Below are 14,225 nucleotides of genomic sequence, written 5' to 3'. Positions count from 1 at the left end.
AATGAGACCTGCTTTTAAAATTTTGTACCATCTGGAAAATGGTACGCACCATATTCTTGAAATTAAGCGAACAGACCTGGATACCGGCACCGCTGACCTTTCTGATGTATTCAAATGGCTTTATATTGATAAGGAATCATTAACGATCAATCAACTCTGGTTTAAATCGATGGATTCATCAGGCCATGTAGAAGAACGTTTTTTTGAACAGGGTTATTTAAAATTCAATTCAAAAGAAGGCACCTTTATCGAGAAATTCAACTCCGCGCAACACCAGCTCATCAATAAGAGCAGCGAAAAACCGGTTGCAGAACTCACAAATGCCATAGAAGAATACCTGGACGGGCATTAAAATCTGGTATATATTGCCAGCTGGCCGACATTATTCGATGTATTACTTGTGATACCTTTAAGACTTTGGTTCATGTATCCCGCTTCGATATCTATTTTTTTGCTGAACCGGTACCCGATGGCAAAATATGCACGGTTTTGGTCAAATAAGCTGCCGTTCAACTTGTTTTTGTTTTGAATATTGAAAAACACTTCATCTTGCAGTGCGGCAAAAAGGCCTTTATCGAAGCTTTGAGCAGGTTTTTGCAAAGGCACTAAAAATCTGACAAAATAACGCAGACGCTGAGCAAAGAGATCATCATTTCCATACCGCTCCATGAAACGCTGTTCGAGCCTCAGCCTATGACTTACATTAACGATGCTGATTTTGTGCTTGTGTATGTATTGCTGCCAGATCCGGTGTTCAGTGAGTGTATTGTCTGCAGCGCCAATCAGTTCGGTATGTGTCTGCGTAAATAAATACCCCAGAGTAAGGTCATTATTACTATTGATAAAATAGGTGATTCCCGGCCTGATCAGAATATTCCTAAGCCCATCCCACTCGTCCTGGCTCCTGAACTGAGCATCAAAATGAATCCCCCAATCTTTACCGATCCTGGTACTGTTCATCAGGAACAACCAGCCGGTATTCTGTTTTGTGGTTTGTGCTTTGCCAGAAGTGCCGCACATGAACAACATCGCTAATAACAATAAATAGATACGCATACTAAGTTTTGTTCGTCTTTAGCCGCTAAAATAAAGAATCTTAATAATTATTTCTTAATGGATACATTTATTATATTCAACTCTGATTAATAATGATGAATATACTATGCAACTGAAAAGAAACCTTTGTTTTTTAATGCTTTTGATCAGCTTCGTTTCAATAGCCCGGGCACAAAAACTCAATGAATTGTCCAATTCTGAAAAAAAGAAAGGATGGGCACTGTTATTTGACGGCAAAACCACAAACGGATGGACCACCACCGGGGGCAAGCCTGTACCCGCAGGATGGGAAATTGAAGATGGAAATATAACGGCAATAGCCGGAAGCAAGGGCGGCGACATCATCACGGCAAAAGAATATACCAATTTTGAGCTAACGGTGGATTACCGGATTGATACTGCCTGCAACAGCGGTATAAAATACTTCTTCACCAAATATGATGAAGGGGGAAACCTGGGAATGGAATACCAGATCCTGGACGATGAACTGGCTGAAGACAATAAAAAAGCCAATCACCTCACCGGATCCTTATACGACATTCTGGCACCATCAAAATTGATGAAAAAAGTAAATCCAACGGGTGTATGGAACACCATCCGTATTGTTTCGGAAAATGACAGGGTCCAGCATTGGCTAAATGGGTTTAAGGTCCTGGAATACAAAAAGACCAGTGAGCGTTTTAAGGATGCCGTTGCCCTTAGTAAATTTAGCAAGACTGTCCCGGCCTTTGGTTCGGTTAAACAAGGCCACATTCTTTTACAGGAACATGGCGGTCTGGTCTCCTTCAGGAACATTAAGATCCGGGTGATTAAGCCTTAACTTCTGTCCAGTTGCCGTCTTCTTTGATCAGTTCAATCAGATCATCCAGCGCACGGCTGGTGTTCACATTCTTTTTCACCACCTCTTTACCGCGATAAAGCGTTATTTTATCCGGTCCGGTACCTACATAGCCATAATCAGCATCAGCCATCTCACCGGGACCATTTACGATACAGCCCATAATGCCTATTTTAATACCCTTCAGGTGATCTGTCCGCGAACGGATGAGCTGGGTGGTTTCCTGCAGGTCAAATAATGTACGCCCGCAGCTTGGGCAGGAGATGTATTCTGTTTTAGAGATCCGTGTGCGGGTGGCCTGCAAAATACCGAAACTGGTCGAGTTGATCAGTGACAATCCAAGCGTCTCCTCTGCACTGATCCATACTCCGTCCCCCATCCCATCGGTCAGCAAAGCCCCCAAATCGGTCGCCGCATACAGCATCAGGTCATCAGCTGCAACGCCCGGATAATCTCGTTTAATGATCACCGGAATTTTAACGCCCGTATTCATCAAAGCTATAAAAAACTCCCTTTGCGCTGCCATGCCATGCAGGGCCCGGGTTTCAAGGACCAGGATCACATTGCCTTTTAACGCCGAAAGATCATGCTGTCCGGCTTCTGAAGCATTGACCAGTACCAGATTCAGCTGCGCGTCACGAATAGCTGTCTCCTGATATTCTGCATAGGTCAGTAAAGGATGGCAATTGTTCCTGTCCTTCAGACCCAGCCAGGTCTGGTAGTTGTAGATTTGCTTCAGGTTACCGGGAAAAGAAAATGAAGGCAATGCATCACCCAGGTAAACCAGGTCACAGGCCTGGTTGGCCATATTGTATTTATCCAGTCCCGCACTGTATTTATAGCCTGCTGCCGTTAAAAAATAAGGATCTTTTAAATTCTGTTTGGACACATCCAGCATCACTATGGGATGGTAGTGCCCGCCTATATGCTGTACAGGAATCGTCAACCTGCGGTTGTATGCATAAGGGGTATACGGAAGCGTACCGATACTGATGCGTTCTCGTTGTACCGGTTCAATGATCTGCGCAGCTGTCCGCCTTTCATACCTCAGTGCCATCGCTTTGGCCACAGGGGCTTCAAATTCAGGGTCTTCTGTCAGCGAAACCCTGATGGTATCTCCAAGACCGTCTTCCAGCAAAGTACCAATGCCCACGGCAGATTTGATGCGGCCGTCTTCCCCGTCTCCTGCTTCCGTTACGCCAAGGTGCAAAGGATAATTCATTCCTTCTTTTACCATGGTTTCCACAAGTAAACGATAAGCCTGCACCATGACCTGCGTATTGCTGGCTTTCATAGAGATCACCAGGTTGTAATAGTTCTGGTCTTCGCACATGCGGATAAATTCCATTGCCGATTCCACCATCCCACGCGGGGTATCACCATAATGGCTCATGATGCGGTCAGAAAGCGATCCATGGTTAGTACCAATGCGCATTGCCGTACCATATTCTTTACAGATCTTTACTAAAGGCGTGAATTTTTTATAGATACGCTCCAGTTCTGCCTGGTAGGCCTGCGCTGTATATTCGATATTTTCAAAGCGCTTTTTATCGGCATAGTTGCCCGGGTTTACCCTTACTTTTTCTACGATCCGGGCAGCGGCCTCAGCGGCATTTGGGGTAAAATGGATATCGGCAACCAGGGGAACGGTATATCCGCGATAGCGAAGCTCTTTTTTAATGTTGGCCAGGTTTTCGGCTTCCTTCATGCTTGGCGCTGTGATGCGCACATATTCACAGCCGGATTCAACCATCCTGATCGTCTGCTCTACCGTACCTTTGGTGTCCATTGTATCTGTAGTGGTCATGGATTGAATGCGGATCGGGTTTAGCCCGCCCATAGGAACATCTCCAATCTGTACCTCACGCGTCAAAAACCGTGAATATTGACTCAGACTGTTACAATAGCCCCCATGTAATTCTTTTAAAAACACTGCTTCTTCCATTTGACCTGCAAATAATAATGCAAAGATAAAGATTATGTTTAAATCAACCGGTCTTTTATCACCAGTGTGTTTGCGATGATGTCATGGAAACATTGCTGTTTCTTGTTTAAAAAGCTGTACAGGTATCCGAAAAAGAAAGGAGCGGTAGAAAATACCTTCGCTGCATTGCGGCCGCAGGCACTGCTCAGTGAAATCCTGTTGCCTCCTAAATCCGATACTTTGATGTTGACCAGCCTTTTGCCGATGGTGGCTTGCTTTTCTGAAGATTCGGCTACACTGCTGTAAATAAATTTAACAACAGGGAGCAAAGGCAATCCGGCCAGGGCAACCAAAATGCGTTGTGTTTTTTCATCGATGAAAATAAAGCTCAACAAAATGACCAGTACATAGGCTGTTGTGATGAAGAAGTAATCTATTACAGAAGCAAGCAAGCGCTGATCGAAAGAAGCGAAGTATTGGGGTGCGGTCTTCTGAAAGCGAAAACCAAGAAGCTCACGCAGTTCCGGGAACTCGTGAGCTTCTTTATAATCGTCCATTCCCGGTTTTCTGATAAATGTTCCGGGCTGGACGTCCAGCGTTTTTAGTTGTGCCAGCTGATATGGCCCCTCAGGCTTCCCGTTGATGACAACTGTGTATTCAGTAACTTCAGGCTGCATTAATATCTTTTAACCTCAAAGCTACTCAATCCCCCGTCCAAATTGACAAATATCTTTTTGGCTGATGTTTTATAGTTTGGAGTTTCAAAGGTTCCGTCCGCCAGCTTGATAAAGCCTTCAAAATCTTTAGAGGACAAACCAGTTTTGGTTTTAATTCTGCAGCCTGAGTTTTCAGGCACATTGATCTTTACCTCCGCTACACCTGTTTTTATATGGACATCGGTGACAGGCAGCAAGTCCCCGAACTTAATGTCCAGTGCAGCTGCACCGCCATCAAAATTGAACGTACGCACCTTATAAGCAGAAAGATCAAAATCTACTTCTCCGGCCCCCATATTCATATGGATCTCCCAGTTGGGATTGGTATTTAACCTGAAGTCAACATCATTACTGCCATCGCCCATATTCCAGTTAGACTTGCCTTTCATCTTGAAATTTACAGTCGTCTGGGTATCATTTTTTGTCGTCTCCAGTGTAAAGTTGCCTGCTTTTCTTTCTACATGCGCTGCAATCAGGCTATCTGTAGCACCCTTGAGTTCAAATGACGTGCCTCCGCCGGAGATATTCAAAACAGTAAGCGCAGAAACTGAATCCGTATAAGGATGTGAAAAATCCAGCGTTTCATGATGATTTTCATCGGAATCCATGTTGTCCTCATGGACGCGGGTGCTTTCATTCATCCAGCTGTGGTGTTCGCGGCGTTCCTGTCCTTTATAGAACAATACGCCTAGTGTGATCACCAGCACAGCTATGGATATGATGCCCCCGATCTGGGACTTGTTCCTGTTGAAAAGGATGTTTACCCCGGCTATGATCAGGAATATAGGCCAGAACCGCCATACATTCCCCCAATAAAACTCAATGATGTTAAAGTTATCCAAAAGAAGTACTCCACCGATAAACAGCAGAACTATACCCCACATTATTCTATCCAGTTTCATAATTATATGTCTTTTTTGGTTAATCGGTCTGACAGTGAACTTCCTTCAGGGTTTTCCGGATTTGCGGGGCCTTCAGTCCCGGCAGCAGCTGCAGTACTTTCAGTATGCTCCGTCGGCGCAGGCCCCGTTTCAGCCGATACTTTTTCATCCTGCTGGGCTTTCCATTCTTCCCATGCGTTTTTGCGTTTGGATTTGAGGATAAAGCTCACCCCGATAGCTACAAATACGAGCGGCCACAGTTTACCGATGCTGAACCAGAACGGAATGAAATTAAACTCATTCATCAGGAAATAAAGTCCGATCACCAGCAGGAACAATCCGCCCACGGTACGCCCGGTCTCATTGTTGTTTTTCTGAAAAGGCTTAAAATCCTGCGGTTTTCCTGTTGTTTTAAAACTGTCTTCATTTATAGTTGATGATGTCCAGCTTTGTGAAGGCGCCGGATTCTCCGGTGTATTTGCAGGCTGCGAAAATGCATTTGGCGAATTGAAAGGATTTTTGCCTGCATAAAAATCATTGAACTTTGAAAACCGCTTCGCGGGATCATTGTTCACCGGCACGACGATCCACATCACGATGTAGACCAAAATACCTGTTCCCACCAAAAACACAGTAGACAGGACAAACAATAACCTGATTATCGTTACATCCACCTCCATGTACTCAGCAACTCCGGAAGATACTCCCGCAATCACTTTCTCGTGCTCATTTCTAAATAATCTCTTGTCCATAATATATGTCCTCCTATGTTTAAAACTGTACCGGTTTTATGGTTATCTCATCAACATTTACGCCACTGCTTAAATTCAATATGGTGTATATGGCATTCGCTATATCTTCCGGCTGAACAAAACGCCCGGCGGGAATTGTTGTTCCCTCCCATGAAGACGTTAGTGTTGAGCCCGGCAAGACAGCTGTTACCTTTACATTGTATTTTGATAACTCTTCCCTAAATACATGATTAAGACTCAGCAAGGCCGCCTTAGTTACACTGTACCCACCTGCATTTTCAACGATTTGTTTGCTGGCTACCGAGCAAATGTTAAAAATGTGCCCGGATTGCTGTGTACGCATCATTTTACCAAAGAACTTACTGGTATAATAAGCTGCATTCAGGTTCAGATTTAACTGCGTTTCGAACTGATCATCAGCCTCATCCAGCATTACCCCGGGAATATACGTCCCTGCATTATTCACCAAAACATCAGCCACCGGCATTTGTTTTTGCACCGCTTCACAGAACCTGTAAACATCGGCCTTCACACTGCAATCGGCCTCATGTAAAAAAACTTTTCTGCCGGTATGTCTCAATGATTCATAAAGCTGATCCAGACTCGCCCTGTTTCTGGCACATACCGCCAGATCGTACCCGTTCTCTGCCAATTTAATGGCTATTGCTTTTCCAATACCTTTGGTACCGGCTGTGATAATGGCATTCATGTTCAAACAGCTAATTTTGCGCAATATTACAAAAAAGCCATACATCGCAAAACTTTGCCGCATAAAGATTTGTTACCAACTCTGAATGCTGTCTTTATTCAAATTTTATTGTTTCTTTGTAATAATATTGCATCCGTACTATAGCTAAGTTTTCAAGAATGAATTTTACCAATTTTGGCAAGTATCTTCTGTTATTAAAGGCGGTATTCAGGAGACCGGAAAAATTTAAGATCTATCTGAAAGCCATTTTTAAACAAATGGATTTTATCGGCGTTGGTTCACTCGGGCTTATATCCATTATTTCGACCTTCATTGGCGCGGTTATGACCTTACAGATCGCTTTCCAGCTCGTCAGTGATTTTATTCCAAAAACCATTATTGGCTCAGTAAACCGCGATTCATCAATTCTTGAACTGAGTCCAACCATCAGCGCCATCGTACTTGCCGGAAAGATTGGTTCAGCCATCTCCTCTGAGATCGGCACGATGCGGGTAAGCGAGCAGATCGATGCACTGGAGATCATGGGCATCAACTCACCCGGATATTTGATCCTTCCCAAGATCATAGCCGGGATTACGATGGTACCTATTCTGGTGATCATATCTATGTTTTTAAGCATTACCGGTGGGTACATCGGCGGTACATTATCCGGAGCAGTTACTCCTGCGGAATATATGCAGGGAATCACCACCGACTTCAATCCATATACCATCACCGTAGCACTGGTAAAAGCATTTGTATTTGGTTTTATCATTACCTCAGTACCCGCATACGAAGGCTTTTATGTAAAAGGGGGCGCTCTTGAAGTAGCCCAGGCCAGTACCCGGGCTGTAGTAGTCAGCTGTATCTCCATTCTGGCATGTGATTACATCGTAACCCAGTTATTATTATGATCGAGATCAAGGACATCCATAAATCGTTTGGCAGCAATGACGTACTGATCGGTATCTCCGGTAAGTTCGAAGCCGGGGTGACCAACCTGATCATCGGAGGTTCCGGTTCGGGAAAAACTACTTTACTCAAATGCATGATCGGTTTACACCAGCCTGAGCAGGGCAGTGTAGAATACGATGGCCGCGAATTTACAACCATGAATTTTGAGGAGCGGATCGAGATCCGGAAAGAGATCGGGATGCTGTTCCAGGGTTCGGCGCTGTTTGATTCCATGACCGTTGAGGAAAACATCATGTTCCCGCTGAATATGTTCACTGAGCAGACACGCAGCGAAAAACTGGAACGGGTTAACTTTTGCCTGGACAGGGTAAACCTGGAAGGCAAGAACAAGCTGTTTCCTGCTGAGCTATCAGGAGGAATGAAAAAACGCGTAGGCATTGCCCGGGCAATAGCCATGAATCCAAAATACCTTTTTGTAGATGAACCCAATTCGGGCCTTGACCCTAAAACCTCCATCGTTATTGATGAACTGATCAAGGAAATCACTGAAGAATACAATACGACTACGATCGTGGTCACGCACGATATGAACTCGGTAATGGGCATAGGTGATTACATCCTGTTCCTGCACGAGGGCAAGAAATTCTGGGAAGGCTCTAATAAAGACATTGCCCATACCGACATTGAAGAACTAAATGATTTCGTTTTTGCAAGCCGTTTTATGAAAGCTGCAAAAGGGAAGTTTTAATATATCCGCTTTTTTATGATAAGCCTGCTAACGCCCACACACTGGAAAGACTATGAGTTGCTCGATTGTGGAGATTTTGAAAAATTAGAACGTTTTGGCAACCTCGTTTTATCGAGACCCGAACCCCAGGCTGTCTGGAAAAAGACCCTGTCCGAGCAGGAATGGAAAAAACAGACACACATCAGGTTCAAGGGCCGCTCGGCCACTTCAGGTGAATGGATAAAAAATTCCGCACACCTGCCCGACCGCTGGAATGTAACCTATAAAAATGATGACGTCAGTATTAACCTTCGTCTGGGCCTCACTTCATTCAAACATGTTGGCGTATTTCCCGAGCAGGCAGTAAACTGGGATTATATCTCTTCCTCTATCCGGAAAATGAAGACCCGCAGCCCAAAAGTACTGAACTTATTTGCCTACACAGGTGCAGCTTCACTGATCGCCAAGGCTGCCGGTGCCGATACTACTCACGTAGATTCGATCAAGCAGGTGGTCAACTGGGCCAACGAAAACCAGGAGCTTTCCAAACTTCAGGATGTGCGCTGGGTAGTTGAAGATGCGCTGAAATTTGTGAAGCGGGAACTCAAACGCGGCAAGAAATACAACGGGATCATCTTAGATCCACCCGCATTCGGCCATGGCCCGAACGGGGAGAAATGGAAACTCGAAGACCATATCCAGGAGATGATGCAAGAAGTCGTACAGCTGCTTGATGAAGAAGAGCACTTCCTGATCCTGAACACATACTCCTTAGGTTTTTCTTCAGTCATCGTTGAAAACCTCATCAAGACTTCTTTCCCACAGGTACAGAACCTGGAAACCGGAGAACTTTACCTGCAGGCCACCTCCGGCATTAAGCTGCCATTGGGTGTATTCGGAAAGTTCAATAGCTTTCAATAAGATTTTGTCATAAATAAGGCGCCGGGGACCTATTCCGACGCCTTTAACACACCTAAATCAGTAACACCTTACTGAATAGTTTCTTTTTTCTGCTTTGCAGAAACTCAATGATTTAACGAATAAGGAACTTCCGAAGCATGTGGGCAAACCCCGGAAGTATTCCTTTTTCTAACCAAACTAAACCAAATATTTACTTTTTCTGATCCCCTCCGGGATACTATTTAGAATCGTTTCAAATAACAGTACAAGTATAGTAACTTATTTAGAATAATTCCAAACAATTAGCACATTTATTTTTTGGGTCTTTCCTATTCTTGTTTTTTTATTCGTATCAAGAGTGTTATACTTGTAAGATTTTAATTGCCGGGCTAAACCGCGCAAAACAGTATCTTATCTATAAAAACACATACAAAATGAAATTATCTCCTCTTGCAGGAATTCTTTTAATCGGAATAGCCGCTTTCAGCATTTGTACAAGCTGTACTTCAGACGGAAAAAACGTTAAAGGAAAAACTAAAACTGCCAACGCAGGTGACTCTACTGCCGTAGAAGACACTACCGCTTCAAGACTGCCTGTAGATACGGCAAAATATGATGCGCTGCTGAAAAAACTGGCTAATGGTGACACCACCGGAAAATGGCCTGTAAAAAAACAGCCTTATCCGCTGGCTGGCGCCATCCTTCCGTTTAAACGTATTGTGGTTTACTATGGCAACCTGCATTCCAAAAAAATGGGTGCCCTTGGAGAGTATGCGCCCAAGGAAATGTGGAGAAAATTAAATGCGGAAGTGAAACACTGGGAAAAAGCAGACCCTGCGACACCAGTACAGGTAGGCTTACACTACATCGCTGCGGTTGCCAGCGGCACTCCGGGCAGAGACGGGAAATATATCAATCGCATGGCCAATAGCCAGATCGACTCTGTACTGAAAATTGCAAAGATGCGCCCAAATACAATCGTATTTTTAGATCTGCAGGTGGCTTTAAGCAACATCAAGGCTGAACTGCCACATATCGAGAAATATCTGCAAATGCCACATGTGCATTTAGGAATTGACCCTGAGTTTTCTATGAAAGACGGTTCTTTACCGGGTAGAAGGATAGGAACCTATGATGCAGCAGACATCAATTATGTGTCCCAATATCTTGCAAACCTGGTTAAAAAGAACAACCTCCCTCCTAAAGTATTTGTTGTACACCGCTTTACGAAAAAGATGGTCACCAATTATCAGAACATCAAACTTCGCCCGGAAGTGCAAATGGTCATGCACATGGACGGATGGGGTGAACCGGAATTAAAAAAAGGCACATATCGTCATTTCATTTACTCAGAACCGGTACAGTTCACCGGTTTCAAACTCTTTTATAAAAATGACTTGAAAAAGGCCCCTAACCGCCTGATGACGCCGGAGGAACTCTTAAAACTAAAACCTGCTCCTGTCTATATACAATATCAGTAACAACAGCTGAAATAAAAAAGGCAAAAGAGCCCCTGGATATTTTCCAGGGGCTCTTTTGTTGATGTCGTTCTCTAATAGAGAAGGTTTTGAGTTAAATCCCATGACGGCCTCTTTACGGTTCCATAACGGCTCCATAACGGGTTCGCCTCGGCTAAATCCAATTAAAACCCATGATAAAGCCGTTATGAATCCAACATAATGCTGACTTGGGTATAAGACCAGGTTCTAGGCAAGTATGCCGGATGAACCGGTCAGTAAGAAAAATTTACTTTATCTTTTGGATTGTCAAGTTTACTGCTTTGTCGTTTGCCGGCAACAACAGCATGGATCATATTGACCTGAGACTCGTGCTGCTCAAATAAAATATTGTTCTGGATGTTCAGGTTCCGGACAGGTTCTGTCTTATCGGTCTCAAAGTAGCACCACGCCGCTTCTTCCTCGATTTCATAACCGACATACTTCATCACAAGTTCCTTGTTATTCGCCTTTAATTTGAGATGCTCCTTAATGTAGCCCGAAATCAATGCGTCAACCTGTTTCTTATCTGCGGGTTTCAGTATGTTTACATTTGCTTTATATCGTTTGTCCAGGGCTTTTTCAAGATCATCAAAGAAAATACGGGTGCTTATCTGCAATGTCCCCGTCTTTTGATTTTGCTCAATTTCCGTCACACTCACATAAAACGGGTGAAAAATATTAAAAAGAATAACCAGTATCAGTTGTAACATCATTGTCTATATCGAACAAAATTAAATGATTAGTTTGCATTTTTTTCCAAAAATTACGACTTTCAGCGGCAATGCAGGATTTTCAGCTCTATTTTAACCTCGGATGGCACCATATTCTGGACTGGGAGGGCTACGACCACATCCTGTTCCTGCTCGCACTGTGCAGCGTTTACAACACCCAGGACCTGAAAAAACTACTCATCCTGATCACGGCATTTACCTTTGGCCATAGCATTACCCTGGCACTTAGCGTATGGCAGTACATCCACATCAACAGCAAGCTCATCGAGTTCCTCATCCCCGTAACCATATTGATCACCGCATTTTCCAATATCATCAGCAAAAAAAAGAAGCCAAAGAAAATGTTGTTCCGTTATCTGCTGACTTTGTTCTTTGGTCTGATCCATGGCCTCGGCTTTTCAAATTACCTGAAGAGTCTGATGGGCAAAAGTGCAAATATTATCGTGGAACTCCTTGGCTTTAATCTGGGACTGGAGTTTGGACAGCTGCTCATTGTTGCAGCAGCGATGCTCCTCTCTTTTATCCTGATTTGGATTGTAAAAATAAAAGCTTGGGACTGGAACTTCTTCCTTTCTTCAGCTATATTTGGGATCGCGTTTATTATGGCGGCTGAAAGGCTTCCGGCAATTTATTCATTATGAAACGACTGATACTTCTCTTTACAGTTATACTGTACGGCTCCGCCACTTATGCCCAATTGCTCAACCCGGGTTCCAATCATGGAAATAAGTTCGAGCAGTTGGGTACTGTATTGTCTGACCCAAACTCCTACCGTTCGGCATCCGGAGCACCGGGACCTGCATACTGGCAGCAAAGGGCAGACTACAACATCAATGCGGAACTGGACGAAAAGAACCTGAAGATCACTGGATCTGAAACGATCACCTATTACAACAATTCTCCGGACCCTTTGAGTTATTTATGGGTGCAGCTGGATGAAAATCAGCACAAGGCAACGAGTGACAATAAACTTACTGAAACCAGTAAGATGACGGATAAGATGACCTATAAAGCTTTATCGGCCATAGTTGGCGGTGAGAATGACCTGGGTGTAAAGATCATAAAGGTGACCAATGCAAGCGGCGCAGCCCTCCCTTATGTGATCAACAATACCATGATGCGCATTGACCTGCCGGCAGTACTGAAACCAAATGAAAAGTATACACTGAACATCTCCTGGAATTATAAGATCTCCGACCGCATGACTGTCGGCGGCCGTGGCGGCTATGAACATTTCGCGGAAGACGACAATTACCTGTTCACCATTACCCAGTGGTTTCCGAGAATGGCGGTTTATTCTGATTTCCAGGGCTGGCAAAACAAACAGTTTGAAGGGCGGGGCGAATTTGCACTAGTCTTTGGAAATTATAAAGTAAACATGACCGTGCCCGCAGATCATGTTGTGGGCGCCACAGGTCAGTGCCAGAACTATGCACAGGTGCTGGACGCAGCCAGTCTAAAAAGATGGAATACCGCACAAACGGCCAAAGCACCCGTCGAGATCGTGACCCTGGATGAAGTAAAATCCGGACTCGCTAAAAAATCTGCTGCAAAGAAAACCTGGACCTATACCGCAGAGAATGTAAGGGATTTTGCCTGGGTTTCCTCCCGAAGACTGGTATGGGATGCAATGGCGACAAATGTGGACGGCAAAAAGATCATGGCCATGTCTTATTATGGTCCTGAGGCCTATCCGCTGTACAGTAAATACTCTACTAAAGTTGTGGCGCATACATTAAAAGTATATTCTAAACACACCATTCCTTATCCGTATCCGGTGGCCATCTCGGTAGAGGCTGCAAATGGAATGGAATACCCGATGATCTGCTTTAACTATGGCCGGGCGGAAAAGGACGGCACTTATACGGAGGCTGTGAAGCTGGGCATGATCGGGGTGATCATCCACGAAGTGGGCCACAACTTCTTCCCGATGATCGTCAATTCTGATGAGCGGCAATGGACATGGATGGATGAGGGGCTGAACACTTTTTGCCAGTTTCTGGCAGAGCAGGAATGGGACAACAATTATCCTTCGGGAAGAGGTCCGGCACACAAGATCGTGGATTACATGAAAATGCCCAAAAACCAGCTGGAGCCGATCATGACCAACTCTGAGCAGATCGTAAACTTTGGCCCGAATGCCTATGCCAAACCGGCCACTGCTTTGAACATTCTGAGAGAGACGGTAATGGGCAGGGAATTGTTTGACTATGCTTTTAAAGAGTATGCCAAACGCTGGGCGTTTAAACATCCGACACCTGCAGACTTGTTCAGAACGATGGAAGATGCTTCTGCGGTAGACCTGGACTGGTTCTGGAGGGGCTGGTTCTTTGGTACTGATCCGGTGGATATATCCCTGGACAGTGTGCGCTATTACCGGATGAACAGCATGAAACAGGCTGTAGAAAACCAGGACAAAAAAGCCGTCTATGAACGGGACAACAAATACATCGGCAGGGAACGCAGCCGGGCCGCAGGAATTAAATTTGCTGTCGAGCAGGACACCAGCCTGCTGGATTACTACAACAAATTTGAACGTTTTGAAGTGGGCAAAACGGCAGACGGGGATTTTCAGGCTTATTATAATACACTTTCTGC

Annotated in this window: 15 protein-coding genes; 8 read left to right on the top strand and 7 right to left on the bottom strand. The window is 44.5% G+C overall.

The annotated features are described in order from the left end of the window. The first annotated feature begins 1 nt into the window (after position 1). Positions 2-352 (top strand): hypothetical protein, encoded by a 351-nt coding sequence (locus tag VK541_RS12645; RefSeq protein WP_324370604.1) that lies wholly within the window; start codon positions 2-4, stop codon positions 350-352. Here the strand turns inward: VK541_RS12645 and VK541_RS12640 are convergent. Then, entirely contained in the window at positions 349-1,056 is a 708-nt protein-coding gene (locus VK541_RS12640; protein WP_324370602.1) for a DUF2490 domain-containing protein, read from the bottom strand. The genes VK541_RS12645 and VK541_RS12640 overlap by 4 nt on opposite strands. 106 nt (positions 1,057-1,162) lie before the next feature. On the opposite strand from VK541_RS12640, the gene VK541_RS12635 reads away from it, so the two are divergent. After that, a complete protein-coding gene (locus VK541_RS12635) occupies positions 1,163-1,876 on the top strand; it encodes a DUF1080 domain-containing protein (protein ID WP_324370600.1) in 714 nt (237 codons plus the stop codon). Here the strand turns inward: VK541_RS12635 and ispG are convergent. Genes ispG through VK541_RS12610 form a run of 5 tightly spaced genes read right to left on the bottom strand, consistent with a single transcriptional unit; the run spans position 1,866 to position 6,876 of the window. Next, positions 1,866-3,839 (bottom strand): (E)-4-hydroxy-3-methylbut-2-enyl-diphosphate synthase, encoded by a 1,974-nt coding sequence (gene ispG, locus VK541_RS12630; protein WP_324370598.1) that lies wholly within the window; start codon positions 3,837-3,839, stop codon positions 1,866-1,868. The two genes, VK541_RS12635 and ispG, sit on opposite strands and share 11 nt — an antisense overlap. A 38-nt stretch (positions 3,840-3,877) precedes the next feature. After that, positions 3,878-4,495, bottom strand: coding sequence for an RDD family protein (locus VK541_RS12625; protein ID WP_324370596.1), 618 nt, complete (start codon positions 4,493-4,495; stop codon positions 3,878-3,880). Continuing rightward, the gene (locus tag VK541_RS12620) at positions 4,495-5,436 is read right to left on the bottom strand and encodes a LiaF transmembrane domain-containing protein (RefSeq protein ID WP_324370595.1); all 942 of its coding nucleotides are present in this window, start codon (positions 5,434-5,436) and stop codon (positions 4,495-4,497) included. Before VK541_RS12620 ends, VK541_RS12625 begins: the two co-directional genes overlap by 1 nt. Positions 5,437-5,438: 2 nt before the next feature. Then, positions 5,439-6,167 carry a PspC domain-containing protein gene (locus VK541_RS12615; RefSeq protein ID WP_324370593.1) on the bottom strand — a complete coding sequence of 243 codons (729 nt, stop codon included), beginning with the start codon at positions 6,165-6,167 and terminating at the stop codon, positions 5,439-5,441. A 19-nt stretch (positions 6,168-6,186) separates the two neighbouring features. Beyond that, positions 6,187-6,876 carry an SDR family oxidoreductase gene (locus tag VK541_RS12610; RefSeq protein ID WP_324370591.1) on the bottom strand — a complete coding sequence of 230 codons (690 nt, stop codon included), beginning with the start codon at positions 6,874-6,876 and terminating at the stop codon, positions 6,187-6,189. Between the two features lie 158 nt (positions 6,877-7,034). On the opposite strand from VK541_RS12610, the gene VK541_RS12605 reads away from it, so the two are divergent. The 4 genes from VK541_RS12605 to VK541_RS12590 all read left to right on the top strand — a co-directional run bounded on the left by VK541_RS12605 (position 7,035) and on the right by VK541_RS12590 (position 10,878). After that, complete coding sequence (locus VK541_RS12605) at positions 7,035-7,769, top strand: ABC transporter permease (protein ID WP_324370589.1); 735 nt, start codon at positions 7,035-7,037, stop codon at positions 7,767-7,769. Further along, positions 7,766-8,518, top strand: coding sequence for an ABC transporter ATP-binding protein (locus VK541_RS12600; protein WP_324370587.1), 753 nt, complete (start codon positions 7,766-7,768; stop codon positions 8,516-8,518). The genes VK541_RS12605 and VK541_RS12600 overlap by 4 nt, the downstream gene beginning before the upstream one ends. 15 nt (positions 8,519-8,533) lie before the next feature. Further along, positions 8,534-9,418 (top strand): class I SAM-dependent methyltransferase, encoded by an 885-nt coding sequence (locus tag VK541_RS12595; RefSeq protein ID WP_324370585.1) that lies wholly within the window; start codon positions 8,534-8,536, stop codon positions 9,416-9,418. A gap of 413 nt (positions 9,419-9,831) precedes the next feature. Next, complete coding sequence (locus VK541_RS12590) at positions 9,832-10,878, top strand: hypothetical protein (RefSeq protein WP_324370583.1); 1,047 nt, start codon at positions 9,832-9,834, stop codon at positions 10,876-10,878. Positions 10,879-11,129: 251 nt separating this feature from the next. Here the strand turns inward: VK541_RS12590 and VK541_RS12585 are convergent, their stop codons facing one another. Further along, a complete protein-coding gene (locus VK541_RS12585; protein WP_324370581.1) occupies positions 11,130-11,609 on the bottom strand; it encodes a DUF6702 family protein in 480 nt (159 codons plus the stop codon). Between the two features lie 68 nt (positions 11,610-11,677). On the opposite strand from VK541_RS12585, the gene VK541_RS12580 reads away from it, so the two are divergent. Together VK541_RS12580 and VK541_RS12575 are read left to right on the top strand one after the other, a co-directional pair. Further along, the gene (locus VK541_RS12580; RefSeq protein ID WP_324370579.1) at positions 11,678-12,268 is read left to right on the top strand and encodes a HupE/UreJ family protein; all 591 of its coding nucleotides are present in this window, start codon (positions 11,678-11,680) and stop codon (positions 12,266-12,268) included. Further along, on the top strand, positions 12,265-14,225 hold a 1,961-nt coding region (locus VK541_RS12575; RefSeq protein WP_324370577.1), incomplete at its 3' end, for a M1 family metallopeptidase. The genes VK541_RS12580 and VK541_RS12575, both read left to right, overlap by 4 nt.

Origin of the sequence: Pedobacter sp., from assembly GCF_035317785.1 — a bacterium.
In the GTDB taxonomy this organism is placed as follows: domain Bacteria; phylum Bacteroidota; class Bacteroidia; order Sphingobacteriales; family Sphingobacteriaceae; genus Pedobacter.
The sequence above is the reverse complement of the archived record's forward strand: the minus strand, read 5'-3'. Positions and strand labels throughout refer to the sequence as shown.

Excerpts from the sequence above, each read along its gene's own strand:
- VK541_RS12645 (WP_324370604.1), top strand. The coding sequence starts at position 2 with ATGAGACCTGCTTTTAAAATTTTGTACCATCTGGAAAATGGTACGCAC.
- VK541_RS12640 (WP_324370602.1), bottom strand. The coding sequence starts at position 1,056 with ATGCGTATCTATTTATTGTTATTAGCGATGTTGTTCATGTGCGGCACT.
- VK541_RS12635 (WP_324370600.1), top strand. The coding sequence starts at position 1,163 with ATGCAACTGAAAAGAAACCTTTGTTTTTTAATGCTTTTGATCAGCTTC.
- ispG (WP_324370598.1), bottom strand. The coding sequence starts at position 3,839 with ATGGAAGAAGCAGTGTTTTTAAAAGAATTACATGGGGGCTATTGTAAC.
- VK541_RS12625 (WP_324370596.1), bottom strand. The coding sequence starts at position 4,495 with ATGCAGCCTGAAGTTACTGAATACACAGTTGTCATCAACGGGAAGCCT.
- VK541_RS12620 (WP_324370595.1), bottom strand. The coding sequence starts at position 5,436 with ATGAAACTGGATAGAATAATGTGGGGTATAGTTCTGCTGTTTATCGGT.
- VK541_RS12615 (WP_324370593.1), bottom strand. The coding sequence starts at position 6,167 with ATGGACAAGAGATTATTTAGAAATGAGCACGAGAAAGTGATTGCGGGA.
- VK541_RS12610 (WP_324370591.1), bottom strand. The coding sequence starts at position 6,876 with ATGAATGCCATTATCACAGCCGGTACCAAAGGTATTGGAAAAGCAATA.
- VK541_RS12605 (WP_324370589.1), top strand. The coding sequence starts at position 7,035 with ATGAATTTTACCAATTTTGGCAAGTATCTTCTGTTATTAAAGGCGGTA.
- VK541_RS12600 (WP_324370587.1), top strand. The coding sequence starts at position 7,766 with ATGATCGAGATCAAGGACATCCATAAATCGTTTGGCAGCAATGACGTA.
- VK541_RS12595 (WP_324370585.1), top strand. The coding sequence starts at position 8,534 with ATGATAAGCCTGCTAACGCCCACACACTGGAAAGACTATGAGTTGCTC.
- VK541_RS12590 (WP_324370583.1), top strand. The coding sequence starts at position 9,832 with ATGAAATTATCTCCTCTTGCAGGAATTCTTTTAATCGGAATAGCCGCT.
- VK541_RS12585 (WP_324370581.1), bottom strand. The coding sequence starts at position 11,609 with ATGATGTTACAACTGATACTGGTTATTCTTTTTAATATTTTTCACCCG.
- VK541_RS12580 (WP_324370579.1), top strand. The coding sequence starts at position 11,678 with ATGCAGGATTTTCAGCTCTATTTTAACCTCGGATGGCACCATATTCTG.